At 43.5% G+C, this 18,796-nt stretch carries 13 protein-coding genes and 1 pseudogene; 8 read left to right on the top strand and 6 right to left on the bottom strand.

The genetic code is table 11. The features are described from left to right. Positions 1 to 15: 15 nt before the first annotated feature. Positions 16 to 1,965 (bottom strand): glycogen debranching protein GlgX, encoded by a 1,950-nt coding sequence (glgX, locus tag L4D76_RS11715; RefSeq protein WP_428441083.1) that lies wholly within the window; start codon positions 1,963 to 1,965, stop codon positions 16 to 18. Between the two features lie 543 nt (positions 1,966 to 2,508). On the opposite strand from glgX, the gene L4D76_RS11720 reads away from it, so the two are divergent. The 3 genes from L4D76_RS11720 (at position 2,509) to L4D76_RS11730 (ending at position 6,709) form a co-directional block, all read left to right on the top strand. Next, positions 2,509 to 3,789 carry a carbohydrate porin gene (locus tag L4D76_RS11720; RefSeq protein ID WP_428441084.1) on the top strand — a complete coding sequence of 427 codons (1,281 nt, stop codon included), beginning with the start codon at positions 2,509 to 2,511 and terminating at the stop codon, positions 3,787 to 3,789. 131 nt (positions 3,790 to 3,920) lie between these two features. Continuing rightward, positions 3,921 to 4,820, top strand: coding sequence for a MalM family protein (locus L4D76_RS11725; RefSeq protein ID WP_428441085.1), 900 nt, complete (start codon positions 3,921 to 3,923; stop codon positions 4,818 to 4,820). An 80-nt stretch (positions 4,821 to 4,900) separates the two neighbouring features. Further along, on the top strand, positions 4,901 to 6,709 hold the full coding sequence (locus tag L4D76_RS11730; RefSeq protein ID WP_428441086.1) for an alpha-amylase family glycosyl hydrolase: 1,809 nt from the start codon (positions 4,901 to 4,903) through the stop codon (positions 6,707 to 6,709). A gap of 126 nt (positions 6,710 to 6,835) precedes the next feature. Here the strand turns inward: L4D76_RS11730 and L4D76_RS11735 are convergent, their stop codons facing one another. Both L4D76_RS11735 and L4D76_RS11740 read right to left on the bottom strand, forming a co-directional pair. After that, entirely contained in the window at positions 6,836 to 7,108 is a 273-nt protein-coding gene (locus L4D76_RS11735) for a hypothetical protein (RefSeq protein ID WP_428441087.1), read from the bottom strand. A gap of 113 nt (positions 7,109 to 7,221) precedes the next feature. After that, positions 7,222 to 7,356, bottom strand: a pseudogene (locus tag L4D76_RS11740) (ISL3 family transposase); the annotation flags it as partial. A gap of 219 nt (positions 7,357 to 7,575) precedes the next feature. Between L4D76_RS11740 and malE (L4D76_RS11745) the strand changes: the two are divergent. Together malE (L4D76_RS11745) and L4D76_RS11750 are read left to right on the top strand one after the other, a co-directional pair. Beyond that, positions 7,576 to 8,757, top strand: a complete 1,182-nt coding sequence (malE, locus tag L4D76_RS11745) for a maltose/maltodextrin ABC transporter substrate-binding protein MalE (RefSeq protein WP_428441088.1) — start codon at positions 7,576 to 7,578, stop codon at positions 8,755 to 8,757. A 112-nt stretch (positions 8,758 to 8,869) separates the two neighbouring features. Further along, on the top strand, positions 8,870 to 11,716 hold the full coding sequence (locus L4D76_RS11750) for an amylo-alpha-1,6-glucosidase (RefSeq protein WP_428441089.1): 2,847 nt from the start codon (positions 8,870 to 8,872) through the stop codon (positions 11,714 to 11,716). A gap of 87 nt (positions 11,717 to 11,803) precedes the next feature. On the opposite strand, the gene L4D76_RS11755 is transcribed toward L4D76_RS11750, so the two are convergent. The 3 genes from L4D76_RS11755 to malK all read right to left on the bottom strand — a co-directional run bounded on the left by L4D76_RS11755 (position 11,804) and on the right by malK (position 14,204). Beyond that, positions 11,804 to 11,983, bottom strand: coding sequence for a hypothetical protein (locus tag L4D76_RS11755; protein ID WP_428441090.1), 180 nt, complete (start codon positions 11,981 to 11,983; stop codon positions 11,804 to 11,806). Positions 11,984 to 12,108: 125 nt separating this feature from the next. After that, positions 12,109 to 12,981 carry an alpha/beta hydrolase gene (locus tag L4D76_RS11760; protein WP_428441091.1) on the bottom strand — a complete coding sequence of 291 codons (873 nt, stop codon included), beginning with the start codon at positions 12,979 to 12,981 and terminating at the stop codon, positions 12,109 to 12,111. Between the two features lie 113 nt (positions 12,982 to 13,094). Then, the gene (malK, locus tag L4D76_RS11765; RefSeq protein ID WP_428441092.1) at positions 13,095 to 14,204 is read right to left on the bottom strand and encodes a maltose/maltodextrin ABC transporter ATP-binding protein MalK; all 1,110 of its coding nucleotides are present in this window, start codon (positions 14,202 to 14,204) and stop codon (positions 13,095 to 13,097) included. Between the two features lie 623 nt (positions 14,205 to 14,827). Here malK and malE (L4D76_RS11770) point away from each other — a divergent pair. The 3 genes from malE (L4D76_RS11770) to malG all read left to right on the top strand — a co-directional run bounded on the left by malE (L4D76_RS11770) (position 14,828) and on the right by malG (position 18,571). Next, on the top strand, positions 14,828 to 16,009 hold the full coding sequence (gene malE, locus L4D76_RS11770; RefSeq protein ID WP_428441093.1) for a maltose/maltodextrin ABC transporter substrate-binding protein MalE: 1,182 nt from the start codon (positions 14,828 to 14,830) through the stop codon (positions 16,007 to 16,009). Positions 16,010 to 16,094: 85 nt separating this feature from the next. Beyond that, complete coding sequence (gene malF, locus L4D76_RS11775; protein WP_428441094.1) at positions 16,095 to 17,669, top strand: maltose ABC transporter permease MalF; 1,575 nt, start codon at positions 16,095 to 16,097, stop codon at positions 17,667 to 17,669. Between the two features lie 11 nt (positions 17,670 to 17,680). Next, entirely contained in the window at positions 17,681 to 18,571 is an 891-nt protein-coding gene (gene malG / locus L4D76_RS11780; protein ID WP_428441095.1) for a maltose ABC transporter permease MalG, read from the top strand. Positions 18,572 to 18,796: the final 225 nt, after the last annotated feature.

The following is an 18,796-nucleotide window of genomic DNA, read 5'->3' on the forward strand; positions in this document are numbered from 1 at the left end:
ATAACATGGTTAATGCTAGTCACGACAGAGGATCGAGATGGATAGGGCACTTTGCATATATGTCGTCTGAGTCTGTCGGTTAGCTATTCGTGATTCAGACGTATCACAGATGACTGACCATTTACTGCCCGTAGGTAAGCGGTAGCGAGTTGGGATGGCTGAGCTATTGATCAAGAGCATCAACTCTTTGCCGTCTTTATAAAGTCCAAGATAAAGCGCAAAGGCTTCCAGTCCCAGCCAGTCTTCAGCAGTCATTGTTTGGCCATCTGAGCGTTGCCAGTGGACACGGTGATGGCCGCGCTCATGGCCACTGAAGGCTCTAATAAACGGGCTCATCACACGCTTCCGGGCGTCTAGCATTTTTGCGAGCCAGGTTTTGAAGCTTTCGTCATCATTTGACAACGTCCAATTTGCCCAGCTGATTTCGTTGTCCTGGCAGTAGGCATTATTGTTGCCTTCCTGCGTATGCGACAAGCTGTCGACGGCAAGCAGATGCGGAATACCAAAACTAAACAGCAGGGTTGTCATCAGGTTGCGTTTTTGGCGTTCTCGTTTATATCGCACGGTAAGGTTTGAGCTTTCCCCTTCCACCCCGTGATTATATGAGCGGTTATCGCCATGCCCGTCACGGTTATTTTCTCCATTGGCATGGTTGTGCTTATGGTTGTAAGACACGAGATCACGTAGCGTAAAGCCATCATGATATGAGATGAAATTGACAGGAAGTTTGTCAGGCCAGCCCCCTGCGCTAAACAAATCACGAGACCCCATAAGTCGGGTTGCAAACTCTTTGACGCCGCTATTGTCAGCCAGCCAGTAGCTTTTGACAGTATCGCGGAATTTGTCATTACACTCGTTCCAGCCGCGTGGGAAATGTCCAAGCTGGTAGCCATCAGGTCCTACATCCCAAGGTTCTGCGATAAGCTTCACTTTCTGTAAAACCGGATCCTGGGCGATCGTTTTGAAGAATGCACTTTGGGTATCGAATCGGTCCCGCGTACGGCCTAGGGTTGCCGCTAAATCAAAGCGGAAACCATCGATTTGGTAATGAGTCACCCAATGGCGGAGTGTGTCTAAAACAATGTTCAGGCTAGGCTGGTAGGTTAAATCAAATGTGTTGCCACATCCGGTATAGTTCAGAAAGTTCTTGTCGCAGTCTTGAAGATAGTAGTTTTTATCTAGGCACTTGAAATGAAACTTAGGACCGCCTTCACTACCTTCAGCAGTATGGTTAAACACAATATCTAAAATTACTTCGATACCGTGCTTGTGTAACTCCCTGACCATCGTCTTCATTTCTGTCACGGCATCACTTTTGGCATAACGAGGTTCCGGAGCCATAAAGCACAGGCTGTTGTAGCCCCAGAAATTCACTTTATCCATTTTCAGCAGATGCGGTTCAGACATACAGGAAGTGACAGGCAGCAACTGCAGGCTCGTTACACCTTGCTCTTTAATGAACTCGATGACTTTGGGTTGGCAAAGCCCAAGGTAAGTACCACGATATTGTTCTTCAATATGAGGATGAAGCTTGGTAAAGCCTTTGACATGGGTTTCGAATAAGATGGTTTCTTCGTAAGGAACCTGCGGGGGCGTAGCTTGTTGCCAATCGAACTGATGGTCAATGACGACAGATTTTGCAAACGCCCAGCTTTTTTCAGCGGTAAAGGGAGCTGCATAGAACGGGATTTTACTCAGTGCCTGGGCGTATGGATCCAGTATCAATCTTTCTTCATGCTTGTCTTTAATCTGGTAGCCGTAACGCTGTCCCGCTTTTATATCTGGGACAAACGTGTACCGTAATCCCATGTGTTGGTGGTCTAGGTCAATGGTTGTTTTTTTATTTTCAGCGCTGAACAAGACTAATTTAATTTCCTTGTTATTTGGGCTATGTATGGAAAAATTGCAACCTTGATCACACAATGTAGCCCCTAAAGGAAACGGTTGAGCTAATTTAGCGAACATTCTTTATTCTCTATTATTCGTTGTTAATACCAATCGGGATAATAATCTGGTCATTCAACTCGCCCTTTGGGAGCGTGCCAGCCGCTCGATAGCGACTCCAAATTACTTTGATGTAGAGTGACTATATCTTCATCAATTTGGTTTGATCTCAAATGGCTGGCAACGCTCTGAATTGATCCGATAATTGTCCCGATTGGTTTAATAAATTTGATCTAATTAAAGCGTGAAAAAAATATCAGTCAAGAGAAGATTTATTTTCAAAAAAAATTTGTCGTATTTTTGTAACTACGCCCTTCGTTAATTACTGAAATAGGTGATGCTCATCATGTTTTTTGTCGGTATTCCGTATTTATATTACAGTAATACGCCTAGTATTCGTGAGAGTTGTCACGAAACATAAGTGTGCACTTTTTACTACGCCCTAGTCCTCCTCCCTCCTCCGCCCCCTGTGAGGGTGATGCGCAAACCTGTATCAAAGCTGAATATGAGTCCCGAAAAGATTGCTAAACAGCAACGAAATAAAATAATTAAAGGGACATTCCTATGAAACACAAGTTAGTACCCGTAGCAGCGGCGATATTTGCAGCATTAACTTCTTACAACGTAGCTGCTGAATCTGGCACAGACGTCATTACTGATGGCTGGGAAGTACACGGTTACGGTTCAATGAACTTCCGTATGGTTGAAGGCGAAACGGTTGATACTGAATACGGTAAGCCTGACTACAAGACGGCTGGTACTCACGGTAAAAGTACTAACCAGGTTGAGGCTAATATCAAGAAAAAAACTAAGCACCAAAACGGTGTTTGGTCAGAATTCGTAGTTCGTTCTGAATTCGGTAACGGTAACTCTTACGCTTACTCTTCATCTGGCAGCCAGAAAGCTAACGATACAGCCCAATTTGAAATAAAAGAAACCTACGTTGAAATCGGCGGCATCTCTTTCCTTGGTGAAGATACATCTATTTGGGGTGGTCAACGCTTCTTAAACCGCTCAGCTGGTCTTCTGTCAGGCGAGTTCTGGAAACAATCTTCAGGTGTTGGTGCTGGTATCCAAACAAAACTTGCTGGTAACACTGCTGGTCTTGCTGTTGTGACTGCCGACCCAGATGCCGGTTCTGCTGAGCCGAATGACGAGCGCTCTACGCTTTCATCTGTAGATTTCTATTACTACGGTGTTCAAGCACTTGGCGGTAGCTTTGATTTTGACCTGAAAGTAATGTCTCAGGCGAACAAAGATTCAAACTCTGACAGTGGAATTGGTGCATCGATTACTTATAACCGTGACTACTACGGTCTAGACGGTTGGACGCAAACAGCGATTGCCTACGGTGAAGGTGTTGCGCAGAACCGTGGCGTAAACTTTGGTGGCTGGTCTGGCGGTGATGATGATCAACAATCAATTTTCCTAACATCTTACGGTGTGCTAAATATTAGTGATAACTGGCAAATGGGTTCTGAATTGACTTATTTTGCAGCATTAGATGAGTTATTTACTGCAAAGGATTTGAAACGTTATATCGTAGCTGTTCGTCCTTCTTACAAAGTGAACGACAATCTACGCCTTGAAATGACAGCATCTTATGGTCACGAAGAAGGTGAAGAAGGTTATTGGGGACGTACCGGTGATTCGGTAGAGAGTGACATCATTAACCTAGAGCTTGCATCTGCATTCACTGTTAATGCTGACTACTTTGGCCGTCCACAAATCAAACCTTATGTAAGCTACATCAAAGCGGACGATGAAGCGAGCGCAGGTATTATCGGTATCAAAAACGGCGACGACGAAGTTGTTGTTGGTGTTCACACTGAAATCTGGTTCTAAGCCAATTAGTGTTAAAGGCAGCCTGCGGGCTGCCTTTTTGAGTATATATCTATTGGATTCTGCTGTAGATTTGACCGGATTGTAATAGATATATGCCCATGAAAATGTTGTAAGGGTATCGGAGATCAAAGATGAAAATAATTAAAACCACACTTGCAGCATTTTTGGCAGCAAGTCTGATTGGCTGTGCTGCTTCCCCGACAGCAGGCACAACGGCAGTGATGAAAGACGTCGCGATAACCGCGCCAGCTTGTTGCAATACATATAGTGAATTCTCTTGGGTACCAATGCAGGGCTCTGATATTGATTTTGCCATCGATGACTATTCGCAAGTTGGAGAATTCCCCGAAGGCAAAAGCTATTTCGCCGGTTTTGCTTTACCTGCTAATGTACAACGAATGCGGATTGATTTAAGAAGTTGGATGAGAACAAGTGGGGTTTTTGCACCTAAAGTTGTTTTGTTAAATTCAAATTTTGAGCCGGTAAAAACGATTGAATTAAATGAGTTTGACGTTAAATTGGCTGGTATGTTTAGTTTGTCCAGTTATCAGCATCGTTTTGAAATGGACCAGACAACCACACCGTATATGGTGGTTTACTCACCGCTGGAGTATCGCGAAGGCGAAATACAGATCCCACATCCTGATCGTGTTCGGGCTGAAGAGCTTGGCTTAGCCAGACCTATGGTCATCGATCCCGTGATCCAGCATCAGAAGTTTGGCTCACTGGAATTGGATCTGAAACCACTAAATCTTCGCTCATACCGCGCTGATGAGGCCGTTGCCTCTGCGCCTGTTAAGGCTGTTGTGGCACCAGTACCTGTGGCAGCCGCGACGTCAATACAGACACCTATTGCTGAGCGCGCGACAAGTGCAAAAATGCTGCCGGAAACCGAAGCTTTCTATAACGGACAAATCAAGGCGGCCGTTGAGAAGAATGACATGCACAAAGCGCTTCAGTTGTTAGAAGAAGCTAAACGTGCAGGTTCAAGCTCTGCTGAAGCCACCTTTGTTGAATTAATTAAAAAGTAAACTCAATACGGGCAGATACTCATCTGCCCGTTCTCATCTCTTTCTATTTCCTGTTTTAAAGCCTTCTGAGTTCACTATTTATGACTGAATTAACTAAATCGAATGCAGCTGAAAAGCATGTTGTCTATCAGGTCTTTACTCGCTTGTTTGGTAACACTAAAACAATCAATAAGCCATGGGACACACTTGAAGAAAATGGTGTCGGTAAATTTGATGATTTTACTAACAAAGCATTGAGTGAAATTAAGCAGTTAGGCGTTAGTCATATTTGGTATACCGGTGTGCCACACCATGCTTTAGTGAGAGATTACAGCGAGTACGGGATCGCTTCGGATCACCCCAGTGTGGTGAAAGGTCGGGCTGGATCGCCGTATGCCGTCAAAGATTACTATAACGTCAATCCTGATCTGGCGGTTGATCCGGCCAATCGCTTGGAAGAGTTCAAAGCACTTATCGAACGTAGCCATCGTCATGGCCTGAAAGTGATTATTGATATTGTGCCGAATCATGTTGCGCGACGTTATCAAGGGCTAACTAACCCTGAGGGTGTAGAATGTTTTGGTGCTTCAGATGACACAGCGGTTGCGTACCACCGGGATAACAACTTTTACTATATTCCTGAGCAAGCATTCACATTGCCAGAATCGGAAGGTGGCTATCAGCCTTTAGGTGGTGAAGATCATCCATTATTAGCGACACCATATGAAGAGTTTCCTGCAAAATGGACCGGCAATGGCTCCCGTCTAGCACAACCGATGTTTGATGATTGGTATGAAACGGTAAAAGTGAACTATGGGGTGACGCCGGATGGCCGCAAAGATTTTGATGAACTGCCGCAAGGCTATGAGACAGAAGATCACACTGCTCATTATCAATTCTGGCAAGGTAAATCGGTACCGGATTCCTGGATCAAATTCCGTGATATTGCGTTGTACTGGCTTGAGTTTGGTGTTGATGGCTTCCGATATGATATGGCCGAAATGGTGCCGGTTGAGTTCTGGAGCTATATGAACTCTTCAATCAAGCAGGCGAATCCAGACGCATTTTTGATGGCAGAAGTTTATCAGCCTGACTTATATCGAGATTATATCCACCTAGGCAAGATGGATTACCTGTACGATAAAGTTGATCTCTATGACACCTTGAAACTCGTCATGCAGGGCAACGGCTCAACCGATGCCATCGTTGAGGTGCAGCAGCAATTGATGGACATTGAACACCACATGCTGCACTTTTTGGATAACCATGACGAGCAGCGAGTTGCGAGCCCTGAGTTTGCGGGTAATGCCAATAAAGGCAAGCCTGCCATGTTAGTGTCAACGACACTCAGCACATCGCCAACCATGATTTACTTCGGGCAGGAAGTGGGTGAAGCTGGCGCGGATGATGCTGGTTTTGGCTTGAAATCTCGAACCACAATTTTTGATTATTATGGTGTACCTAACCATCAACGCTGGATGAATCATGGTCAATTTGATGGTGCTTTACTGAGTGAAAGCGAACAGTATTTACGTGATTTTTATCAGCGGCTATTGAGTTTCACCCTAACCAGTTCGGCGATGCTTGGAAAATACCAAGAGGTGCATACTGTTAACCGTGAGCGGTGTCAGGGGTATCACGATAAGTTGTTTGCTTTTAGTCGCTTTGACGAGCAACAGCAGCTATTAATAGTCACCAATTTTTCCGATCAAGATAATGGCTCGTTGGCATTACAACTTCCATCGTCGTTGATCGATGTGTGGCAGCTTGCAGATGGCGAGTATGTACTGATAGATCAACTTTATGGTGAGTATCAAACAGTATTAACTGTGAAGAATGGGGTCGGTCGCGCTTGTGTCAATGTGCCATCGTTAGCATGCTGGATATTTGAACTGCACAATTATATATAGATGGGTTCTGAGCAGATTCGTCAATACCATAACGATACATTGTTATGTATATTTAAGCCGCTCGTCCTGAGCGGCTGTTTATTATGAAAAGCAGCGTTTAATGGTTGGAATACCTTGTATACCAACCTACCAACCGCGATCTTGGATATACCAGGCGGAATGGTCCGATGTAATTGCGACATTGGTAAACAGATGGGGGAGAGACTCCGTACACCAACCGTTATCTTGGATATACCAGGTGCAATGGCCCGATTCAATTGCGACGTTGGTAAACATAGGGGTGAAAGACTCCGTAGACCAACCGCGATCTTGGATATACCAAGTGGAATGGCCCGATGCAATTGCGACGTTGGCAAACATTAAGCTACAGATAATAAGTAACGCTTTCATTTTCATCATTCTTCTCCTCGAAGAAGTCTAAGATGTGTTAATAAATAACGTTGTTCTCGACGATTTTTGATTTTTTCAGTAAAGCCACGTTAATTTTAGCAGCAAATTAGGCTCTTAACCGATTATGTGAGCTTGATTTTTGGGTCGAAAATAGAATGCGTCTCCGGCATTGGTGTCTGTCGTATCTTCAGTTTGAAATGACCGGTGTCCTTAATGTCACGCGCTTGCTTGCGGATCATGCCAATTGATACATTCCCCCGCTTGTTCTTCTTTCGTTAGTAGAGAAAAATGCATTGATCAGAGGAAGTCGATATCGCCAATATGAAGCGATGTAGTTTCATATTATGTCCTACAAAATGAGGTCGGTTTCACAATGCCGGGATTAAGTATGGGGGCGTAGATATGGGGGAGGATGCTCATCACCCTGAGGGGGAGGAGAATGCATCTATTCATAAAAATAACAATGGAAATCAACTATGAAACGTGTTCTGAAAACTCTGACTCTTTGTTCTCTAGCAACTGCGATGGCTTTCCCTATGGTTGCATCTGCAATGCAAGAAGGCGAAATTCTTATTTGGATCAATGGCGATAAAAGCTATGAAGGCTTAGCCGAAATTGGTCGTCAGTTTGAACAAGAGACTGGGGTGAAAGTGGATGTTCAGCACCCTGATTCTCTTGAAGCGAAATATCAGCAAGTTGCCGCAACAGGTGGTGGTCCAGACATCATTTTTTGGGCTCATGACCGCTTTGGTGGTTATGCAAAAGCTGGTGTGTTGGCAGAAATCAATCCGAGCAAAGAGTTCAAACAGAAGTTGGTTGATTTCAGCTGGGATTCAGTGACTTTTGACGGAAAATTAGTTGGTTACCCGGTCGCAATAGAAACACCATCATTAATATATAACAAAGATTTATTGCCTGAACCGCCACGTACCTGGGAAGAAGTTGCGGCAATTGACAAGAAAATGCGCAGCGAAGGTAAGAAAGCCATTATGTGGGATGTGAAGAATACTTACTTCACGTGGTCACTGATTTCTGCTAACGGTGGTTATTCTTTTAAGAAAACAGAAACGGGTTTTGACGGAAAACAAATTGGTGTGAACAATAAGGCGGGTATCGAAGGTCTTCAGTTCTTAGTTGATTTAGCCAATCAAGATGTGCTTTCTCCTGACATGGATTACGCCGTTTCAGAAGCAGAGTTTAATAAGGGTCGTGTGGCGATGACCATTAATGGCCCATGGTCGTGGGCAAACATTGAAAAATCAAACATCAATTATGGCGTAGCAGTACTACCAACCTTAAAAGGCGGTGCATCCAACCCATTCGTTGGGGTACTAAGTGCGGGTATTAATGCGGCAAGTCCAAATAAAGATCTATCTGTTGAGTTCCTGGAAAATTATTTGATCACAGATAATGGTCTCAAGACTATGAATGATGATAAGCCTCTGGGTGCTGTTACATTGAAGTCGTTCCAGCAAGTACTTGCGAAAGATAGCCGTATTGCGGCCACGATGGCCAATGCCGAGAATGGCGAAATTATGCCAAATATCCCGGAAATGACAGCATTTTGGTTTGCAGAAGGTGCGGCGATTGAAAACGCTCTTTTAGGCCGTCAGACCGTAAAAGAAGCATTAGAAACAGCGGTAAAGCAAATTAAATAACGTCAATTCAGTTGGCAAAACAACTACTGCGCGGATTTCATTTCGCGCAGTTTTTATATCTGAAATGCGGTTATTCAGCAGAGAATGAAAACGGTATTGTTGTTGTGAAGGAATGATTGTGAACGGTTTAGTTTCAGCACCTTATATTGAGCAGTTGTATGTGAAGGGCACCTTTAATGGCTGGGGCGATGATACGCCTTTGTCTTTTGTGGGTGACGGTCGGTATCAAGCGGTTATCTGCTTATCAGCGGATCAGCACAGTTTTAAAATATCAGATCAACAAGGTAGTGAAGCGCTGACTTTTTCGGCGGATAAACAAAAATCCACACCTTGTTATCTCGATAAAAATCAGTCATTAGTTCCTGCTAAAGGAATTGGTAATGATTTGCTGTTCACTGCTCCCGAAACGGGGCTGTATACCATCGATTTGTTGGTACATGAATCATCTGTTGGTGATGCATCAAAGCTATCGCATCAGTTAACGATTACTGCTGGTGGTGAGAACACTGATGCTACGCCGAATCGCGAGTTAGTAAGCGCTCAGTTTAATCAAATCCATGTTGTGAGTAAGTCACTTACCGCCAAGCCAGCCCCAGTATTATCACCGGATGCGCTGTTCGAACAGTTGGCCATTCGAGTTGAAGAGAGTGCACCTTTTGCATTTGGGGACAACGTTGATGGTTTCTATGAAGGAGCGACTCAGCGTTTTGTTGCCGCGGGGAAATACCGTCACAAACAAGGTTGGTACTTGGGTTCGTTCGGATCGTTTATCAATGATGCGATTAACGATAAAACCGTTGCCGCCGCTGCTGATATTTATCCATACGGGGTAACACATCACTACCCTAATCAGTGTTCAGATACATTAATGTTGTTTTCGCAACAGCGTGGCGCTGCACTATCAGTGCGAACTCTTGAACCTTCTATTTTAGCGATTGCACCGCAGCTAAATTTAGCCATTAATGCCTCAACAGTGACAACATTCGAACATGGTGTTGTCTATGCGTTAGATCCTGCGTTACGCCAGGAAAGTACGCCAAGCTTTATTGCGATTTCGGCTAACAAGCCATTTAGTTTCAAAGAAGCTGTGTTTGCTGATCACCCGGATCTTAATGATCTTATGCACTTAAACGGTACTCACGTAAAACCACTGATTGAAACCATAAATGCAGAAACAGAATTTACGGTTTATTTTGCTTTTTCTGAATCAGAACAAGCAGCTATTGAGCAAGCAACGGGCTTGCTAGAACAAGATGGTTACACCACACATATTCAGCATACTTACGACATGCTGACCAATAGCTATTTATGGACGTCAGATGTCGAATATAACCGTGCATTAATGTGGGCTAAAGCATCAGGAAAAGTGTTTGTTTCAAATGAGTTTGGTAAAGGAATTTGGGCGGGCTTACCGTGGTTTAAAGACTGTTGGGGCCGTGACTCGTTTATTGCTTTGCCGGGTATCACCCTGGTTAATGGTGATTTCAGCGATGCTAAAGCTATTCTTGATAATTTTGCATCCATGCAATTAACAGATGACAGTAGCATCAACTATGGCCGTATTCCCAATCGAGTAACCAGCCTTAGTAACATTATTTATAATACAACGGATGGTACGCCGTGGATGGTACGAGAACTCTGGGATTACCTGCGTTACAGTGGCGATAAAACCTACGCCCAAGCGGTTTATCCCGTGGTACAAACCTACATTGATGGTATTGAAAAAAACTACCTTGATGAGTTTGGTTTCATGACGCACCGTGATCCTGATACCTGGATGGATGCCAAACTAGAAGGTAAGTTACCTTGGTCATCACGTGGTAATCGTGCCAATGACATTCAGGCATTATGGTTTACCAGCCTGATGGTGGCGGTGGAACTGGCAAAACTAAATGATGATCAGGCAAGCGCAGCGCATTACCTCGTAATGGCTGAGAAAGTACAGGCCAGTTTCCAATCCATGTTTTGGGATCAAGACAAAGGCTTACTCGCGGATCGACTAAAAAGTGATAACAGTAGAGATTTACAGATCCGTCCCAATCAATTAATGACCATCAGTGTGCCTTTTGATCAGCCATTAGTTGAAGAAAGTACCGGCGCTCAGATTGTGAAAAATGCAATCAGTGAATTGCTGTTCCCATGGGGGATCACGTCGCTGTCTCAGCATGATGCGATGTTCCACCCTTATCATGACAATCGTGCTGAATATCATAAAGATGCAGCATACCATAATGGCACGATTTGGGGCTGGAATTCAGGTTTCACGGTATCGAGCTTAATTCAATACGGTTATGCTGACTTTGCCTATGAATTGAGTAAAAACTTAGCTGACCAAGTACTTTATATTGGTCACCGTGGTGCGATGAGTGAGAACTTGGATGCGTTTACTACCCAGGAGGGTGAGGTAACGACAACGGGAACATACGCGCAAGCTTGGTCTGTGTCAGAGTTTACCCGTAACGGCTACCAAGATTACTTAGGCTTCCGCCCGGAACTAATGCGTGATGCGATTACCTTAGCACCATGCATACCGGCTCAATGGCAAACGTTTGATGCTGATGTGGCATTTGGCCAATCTTACCAATCAGATCAGGCCAACGGGCTCAGAGTCATTTTCTCGCGTCCTGAGCATACTATTCAGCGTTATCAACTTTGCTATCGTGAGCCAACAGCTGCAGTACTGGAGCTTACGCTTACGGCGGATGATCATGCGAAATACCAAGTTGTATTATCAATGCCGGAAGAGGGCGTAGTGGTTGAGTTTAATACTCAAACGGCCATTGTGTATCTGAATGGTATTGAAGTGGCTGCGAAGTGTGTTCAGGCCAGTTATAGAGAGCAAATAGGTGAATTAGGGTTTGCAGAACCGGATATGACCATTGAGTTTCCAATGCTTCTGGGCCAGCATGTATTGCAACAGCAGGTTGAAGCATGTAACGACGAGAAATTTGCTGATTAACCGTATATTCTGAGGTCAAAGACCCGCATAAAGCGGGTCTTTGGGTGTTAGGTATTGATGATCTGATTCGATTATTTGATACCAAGGTTAATCGTCAGAAAAGCTCCTTCCTTCGAGTGAATAAGGCTCTTTCTCATCATGTAGATTGTGCTGCCCCCGAACTTTCCTCAACTGTGTTTCTAATTCTTCCGCCTGTTCATAATCACCTTCTTGGTAGGCCATATACATGCGCTGTTCGATGTCTTCAATTCTAGCTCGTAGTGTCATTTGAAAATCCCCCATCAACGTCGTCGGCTTTATTACACAGGCAGCAGCAATGTCTGCATGATTAAGTTTAGGTAATAGTGGTTATTTACTCCATGTAGATGTTGTAATCTTGCAGGTGTACTCTTTTAAGCGTCTGTGATAGCAGCTTTATCATGATAATAAAATTGACGAACCATTTGCGGAAATCGCTTCGCCCACGCCTGCTCGTTGTGAATCGCACCTGGATCTACATACAGTTGGCAATGAATACGTTCGTCATGCTGGCCTAATTGCTGATGAATGCGTTTTGCCCCGTCTAAATACAGAGCCGGAAATTCGGCAATATCTTGATCGCTGGTTTCTGCGGTACCAATATCCATGTAAATATTGATAGGGGCGCTGATTTTAGTGGCTTGAATAAAGTGCTGCATTGAATTTTCAGCAAACCAAAAAGCAGGAGAGAAAACGCCGGCGTTACCAAAAACAGATTGATGTTTTAGCGCGATATATAAGCTAATGAATCCCCCCATTGAGCTGCCAGCGACAGTGGTTTTCTCTCGTTCGGGTTGGGTGCGAAAGTGGTTATCAATATAAGGTTTCAGTGTTGATGCAATGAAGTCAGCATAGGCATCCCCTTCACCACCCATATGTTGTTTGTTGTTCTCCCAATGGGCGAGTTTCGGTGCCTGGTTATTTAACCAAGGGGAGTACTCGTTCATCCGCCTTAGCCCATCATGAAGAGGGCTGTTATCAATACCAACCAAGATCACCCCTGTGGTTAACCCTTCACGTTGAAGGTCATCTAAGGTTTCAGCTGCTTGCCAACTTTTGCCTGAATAGCTTAGCGCGGGTTCAAAGAGATTCTGGCCATCATGCATATACATTACTGGGTAGTGATGTTGCGTGGTTTGGTAATCAATGGGCAGGTAAATGCGAATTTGACGAGTACGATTGAGCTGCGGAATAGAAAAGTTGGGGAGTAATAGTAAACGTGTCGGATCATAGTTTTTACTGGTCATAAGGTTGAAATACCAATTCCATCGAATGAATCAGATACAAAAAAGCGCTGATGGGGTAGCAATCAGCGCTTTTGGTTAACCATTAATTAATGGTTATAACGTTTTAGATACCGTTACGAACAAGGTTCTTCATATAGACGGCGACATGCAGTGCCGTCACTATGGAATAAGTGACAACGATGAGCTGGAATACCCACCTTGAATGCATCGCCTGCTTCAACCGCGAGAGTATCAGGACGACGGTAGATGAAATCAGCATCTATGTTATCAAGGTTTAGGTAAACCTGAGTTTCATAACCCAGTTTCTCAACAACTTGAACCTTACCTTTAATACACGCATCACCTTCTTCAGAAGGTAAAAGATGTTCTGGGCGAATACCCAATGACATACGTTCGCCCTTAGTCACTGTTTTACCGTCAACCGGGATCCAGAATGCTGTACCATTTGGCAATTGAACCATAACGCGATCATTTTCAGCTTGTTCAATGGCTACGCTTACGAAGTTCATTTTTGGCGAACCAATAAATCCGGCAACAAAACGGTTTTGAGGGTAATGATACAGTTCAAGCGGCTTACCAACTTGCGCGACAAAACCATCATCAAGTACCACAATTTTTTCTGCCATGGTCATCGCTTCAACCTGATCATGGGTTACATAGATCATGGTGCTACCGAGTTGCTTGTGTAGCTTCGCAATTTCGATACGCATTTGAACGCGAAGTGCGGCATCAAGGTTTGATAACGGCTCATCGAGTAGGAACACCTTGGGTTGAGAGACTAGGGTACGACCAATTGCCACACGTTGACGCTGACCGCCTGATAGTGATTTTGGTTGACGTTCTAGTAGATGGCCAAGCTGAAGAATGTCAGCGGCGTGATCAACACGTTTTTTGATTTCACCTTTATCAGCTTTTGCTAATTTCATACCAAAAGACATGTTGTCGAAAAGGTTTAGGTGCGGATATAAAGCATAAGACTGGAATACCATACCAACACCACGTTCAGATGGTGGTATATCATTCATGCGTTGCTCACCAATGAAGAGGTCGCCTGATGTAATGTCTTCTAAACCAGCGATACAACGAAGTAGAGTTGATTTACCACAGCCTGATGGCCCAACAAATACAACGAATTCCCCTTCAGCGATATCGAGATCAACATTCTTGGAAATCAGGTTATCTCCATACGCTTTACACACATTTCGTAAAGTGACACTCGCCATCGAGTCATTCCTCTAAGTTTGTTGTTTCCCGTCAGCTCATAGTATTCATCTAATGGCTAACGGGTAAAGAATTTCTTGGTGTAGAGAAGAAAAAAAACGGGTAGCTTGATTTCACTCGGCAGTGGAAAAGGCCGCTACCCTACCAAAAGCTGCTTTATTTACTTCCCCAAGAAATAAAGCTGCATGAATAATTCTAAGTTAAATCAGAACCTTCTGGTGCACTAAAAATTAGCGATGTAATAACAATAAAGCTTCTTCATCTACCCAATTAGGTATGTCGCTATTTTTACGTAGTGGCTCATGATAAACATCATCCTTGAGAATAATTAAAAAGGGCGGATGAAGGGGGATGAGTGCTTGGATCACACTTTGTCATTCTGCTTGCTGATGAGATTTATTATTACAAGTACTATGTGAGTCATATCACAAATAGATGTCGTTTTTAGATCTCTGTCACTATCAAAAACGATGGGGTTCACACTTTTCAATCTTATGGTTAGGGGGCGTAGAGTACAGGATGATGCTAAGTAGCGATAATTACAGGATTATAGATACTGAAAATTGCGTAGCTCAAATCACTCTTACTGCAACGCAAACGCATAACAATCAGGAAGGATGTTAAAATGAAGAAAATCCTCAGCACAGTGGCACTTTGTACCCTTGCCGCAATTGGTTCGATTAATGCTCATGCAGCAATCGAAGAAGGCCAGTTAACAATTTGGATTAATGGTGACAAAGGTTATAACGGTCTTGCTGAAGTCGGTAAACAATTTGAAGAAGACACTGGCGTAAAAGTGACAGTGGTTTTTCCTGATGGTCTTTCGGAGAAATTCCCTCAAGTAGCAGCCGCTGGAGATGGTCCGGATATCGTATTTTGGGCTCACGACCGTTTTGGTGGTTATGCTAAATCAGGCTTGCTTGCCGAGATTAAACCTTCGCAAGAACTGAAAGATAAAATCATCGATTTTACTTGGGATGCTGTGAAGTATGACGGCAAAATTGTTGGTTACCCGGTTGCAGTAGAAGCGCTTTCTCTTATTTATAACAAAGATCTTATTAAAAAGCCGCTGAAGAACTGGGAAGACGTTGCAGCACTCGATAAGGAACTGCAAAAAGATGGTAAGAAAGCCATCATGTGGAATCTAAAAGAACCGTACTTCACATGGCCTGTACTGTCAGCCGATGGCGGTTACGCATTCAAATACACAGCTAACGGTTATGACGCTAAAGATGTGGGTGTGAACAATACTGGTGCTAAGCGCGCTATGTCGTTCCTTCTTGATCTTGTTAAGAATAAAACCATTTCACCTGATATGGACTACTCGATTTCTGAAGCTGAGTTCAACAAAGGTAATGTAGCAATGACAATCAATGGCCCATGGGCATGGGGCAACATTGAGAAGTCAGGCATTAACTACGGTGTTGCTGTGCTTCCTAAGCTAAACGGCAGCGCTTCTAAGCCGTTTGTCGGAATACTGACTGCGGGTATCAGCACTGCATCACCAAACAAAGATCTAGCGGTTGAGTTCTTGGAAAACTACCTGCTAACCGATGAAGGTCTGGGTAAAGTTAATGATGATAAGCCACTAGGTGCTGTTGCGCTTAAATCATTCCAGAAGAAGTTAGGTTCAGATCCACGCATTGCAGCAACAATGGATAACGCAATGAATGGTGAAATCATGCCTAACATACCGCAGATGACGGCATTCTGGTATGCGCAAGGTAATGCGATTAAAAATGTTGTTGATGGTCGTCAGGATATCGATAGCGCGCTGGACGACGCTGCTGGTCACATGCTTAAGTAATATTTACAGTATTTGTAATATTTGATGGGGGAGGGGCAACTTTCCCCCGTATTTTGAAGTTATCTCTCGCTAGTAAGGAGCTGAGATGCTGTCAGTTCAAGATGCAGGACTTTTGGATCCTCAGCAAGAAAGTCCAAAATTTAATTTTCGTAAAGGGCTGAAGTGGTCATTACTAGGCATGATTGGCCTTATTAATGGGTATGCTACTGTTCTAATGTATGCCCAAGGTGAAAGCGCATTCGCACTTCTTACCGTGATTTTAACGGCTCTTGCTCTTTACATTTTTGGTAGTAATAAAACTTACGCTCATCGTTACATCTTCCCTGGTGTTGCAGGGATGATTGTCTTCATTATTTTTCCATTGGTTTATACTGTTGGGCTAGCCTTCACTAACTACAGTGCCTCGAACCAGTTAACGCTGGAAAGAACGCAGTCTGTTTTAGAGCAACGCAGTTTTCAATCGGGCCAAAGTTTTGGTTTTGATTTGTACAATGTTGAAACTGGTTACCAGCTGATCATTAAAGATAATGGCAAATTACTAGCATCCGATATCTTCGATCTTACAAATCCACCTGAAGAACTACTTAGCTTACGTGCGGTAGATTCTGTTCTGGGTGTAAAAGCGAAGATCAAAGAGATTGTGAAATACCGTTCTAGCTTATCTAAAGTCGAACTAGTGATGCCGAATGGCCATGAAATTCGCATGAGTGGTTTACGTAAATTTGCAGCAGAGACCCCGTTGTATAGTTTGCAAGAAGACGGTCTGACATTGCTTAATAATCAAAGCCAAGAATACTACAAACCCAATATGGATATCGGTTTTTACCAGCCAGTAGATGCTGATGGTAACTTTATCGGCAAACCTGTTTCTCCTGGTTTCGTGGTAGGTGTGGGTGCTGCAAACTTCGAACGTGTAATGACCGATGATGGTATTAAAGAACCTTTTATCGATATCTTTATCTGGACAGTGGTTTTTGCTTTTTTAGCGGTCGCTTTAACACTGGCTTTAGGTATGGTACTAGCGTGTCTCGTTCAGTGGGAGCCATTAAAAGGGAGCGGTATTTATCGCGTACTTCTAATTCTCCCTTATGCGGTACCTGCGTTTATTTCCATCTTGATATTCAAAGGGTTGTTTAACCAGAGCTTTGGTGAAATCAACTTGTTTCTTGAAGCTGTATTCGGTATTAAACCATCGTGGTTCTCTGACCCAATCATGGCACGTGTAATGGTTGTGTTGGTGAATACCTGGTTAGGTTTCCCTTACATGATGATTCTGTGTATGGGTCTACTGAAATCCATTCCGGGTGATTTATACGAAGCGTCGGCTATTGATGGTGCAGGGCCGATTCAGAACTTCTTCAAGATCACACTGCCAATGATGGTTAAGCCACTAACGCCACTGCTTATTGCAAGCTTCGCGTTCAATTTCAACAACTTTGTAATGATTCAACTGCTGACATCTGGCGGTCCAAACATGGTTGGTACATCAGAACCAGCTGGTTACACCGACTTATTGGTGAGCTATACCTACCGTATCGCTTTCGAAGGTGGTGGTGGTCAAGACTTTGGTCTTGCTGGTGCAATTGCAACAATTATTTTCGTGTTGGTGGGTGGTATGGCACTACTTAATCTTAGATTCACTAAGCTTGCACAAGACTAAGGAGAGACGTTATGGCTATGGTTCAATCGAAGTCTTTGAAATATCGAGTTTGGGCAACACATATCGGCTTGTGTATTTTCTTATCAATGATTATCTTTCCGCTGTTAATGATTATTGCAATTTCATTGCGTGAAGGTAACTTCGCTGGTGGTGAGATAATTCCAAGTCATCCAACATTGGATCACTGGCGTTTAGCTCTCGGATTTGCTGTTACTAATAATGATGGCAGTATAACGCCACCACCATTTCCTGTTTTACTATGGCTATGGAACACGATAAAAGTTGCAGGTATTACATCAATTCTCATTGTTACATTATCAACAACCAGTGCTTATGCCTTTGCGCGCTTACGTTTTAAAGGTAAGAGCACAATTCTAAAGGGGATGATGATTTTCCAAATGTTCCCTGCAGTACTCGCATTGGCTGCTCTATATGCATTATTTGACCGTTTAGGCCAATACATTCCATTTTTGGGGCTGAATACGCATGGTGGTTTGATCTTTGCTTACTTGGGGGGCATCGCACTGCACGTATGGACCATTAAAGGTTACTTCGAAACGATTGATGTTTCACTTGAAGAAGCCGCTGCACTTGATGGTGCAACACCGTGGCAAGCATTCCGCTTTGTTCTGCTCCCATTATCAGTGCCAATTCTAGCTGTTGTTTTCATCCTGTCGTTCATCGGTGTGGTAGGAGAAGTTCCAGTGGCATCGTTGTTATTAACGGATGTGAATAATTACACTTTAGCAGTAGGTATGCAGCAATATCTATACCCTCAGAACTATCTATGGGGCGATTTTGCGGCGGCAGCAGTACTATCAGCAATACCTATCACGATAGTATTCCTTCTAGCACAGAAGTTCCTGGTCGGTGGCTTAACAGCGGGTGGTGTTAAAGGCTAAGGCGCTTTAATCTCCATTTAAGTCAAAACAGAAAAGCTCGTCTTATTCAAATAAGGCGAGCTTTTTTATCCTTTAAATACGAACGTCATATTTTCTTTATAGTAAAAAATCGTTACGCATAATCACATAATACAGTGATGAAGATATTGCTTGATAATGTGAAAAGGTAAAGTTGAATTCTCGCTGAACACCGCATCTTTAAGTGGTTGGCTATAGTTATTTATA

The sequence above is a fragment of the Photobacterium sagamiensis genome, assembly GCF_050337085.1.
Lineage (GTDB): Bacteria > Pseudomonadota > Gammaproteobacteria > Enterobacterales > Vibrionaceae > Photobacterium > Photobacterium sagamiensis.

Bases quoted from the DNA above. Each gene is read 5' to 3' on its own strand.
- glgX (WP_428441083.1), bottom strand. From the start codon at position 1,965: ATGTTCGCTAAATTAGCTCAACCGTTTCCTTTAGGGGCTACATTGTGT.
- L4D76_RS11720 (WP_428441084.1), top strand. From the start codon at position 2,509: ATGAAACACAAGTTAGTACCCGTAGCAGCGGCGATATTTGCAGCATTA.
- L4D76_RS11725 (WP_428441085.1), top strand. From the start codon at position 3,921: ATGAAAATAATTAAAACCACACTTGCAGCATTTTTGGCAGCAAGTCTG.
- L4D76_RS11730 (WP_428441086.1), top strand. From the start codon at position 4,901: ATGACTGAATTAACTAAATCGAATGCAGCTGAAAAGCATGTTGTCTAT.
- L4D76_RS11735 (WP_428441087.1), bottom strand. From the start codon at position 7,108: ATGATGAAAATGAAAGCGTTACTTATTATCTGTAGCTTAATGTTTGCC.
- malE (WP_428441088.1), top strand. From the start codon at position 7,576: ATGAAACGTGTTCTGAAAACTCTGACTCTTTGTTCTCTAGCAACTGCG.
- L4D76_RS11750 (WP_428441089.1), top strand. From the start codon at position 8,870: ATGATTGTGAACGGTTTAGTTTCAGCACCTTATATTGAGCAGTTGTAT.
- L4D76_RS11755 (WP_428441090.1), bottom strand. From the start codon at position 11,983: ATGACACTACGAGCTAGAATTGAAGACATCGAACAGCGCATGTATATG.
- L4D76_RS11760 (WP_428441091.1), bottom strand. From the start codon at position 12,981: ATGACCAGTAAAAACTATGATCCGACACGTTTACTATTACTCCCCAAC.
- malK (WP_428441092.1), bottom strand. From the start codon at position 14,204: ATGGCGAGTGTCACTTTACGAAATGTGTGTAAAGCGTATGGAGATAAC.
- malE (WP_428441093.1), top strand. From the start codon at position 14,828: ATGAAGAAAATCCTCAGCACAGTGGCACTTTGTACCCTTGCCGCAATT.
- malF (WP_428441094.1), top strand. From the start codon at position 16,095: ATGCTGTCAGTTCAAGATGCAGGACTTTTGGATCCTCAGCAAGAAAGT.
- malG (WP_428441095.1), top strand. From the start codon at position 17,681: ATGGCTATGGTTCAATCGAAGTCTTTGAAATATCGAGTTTGGGCAACA.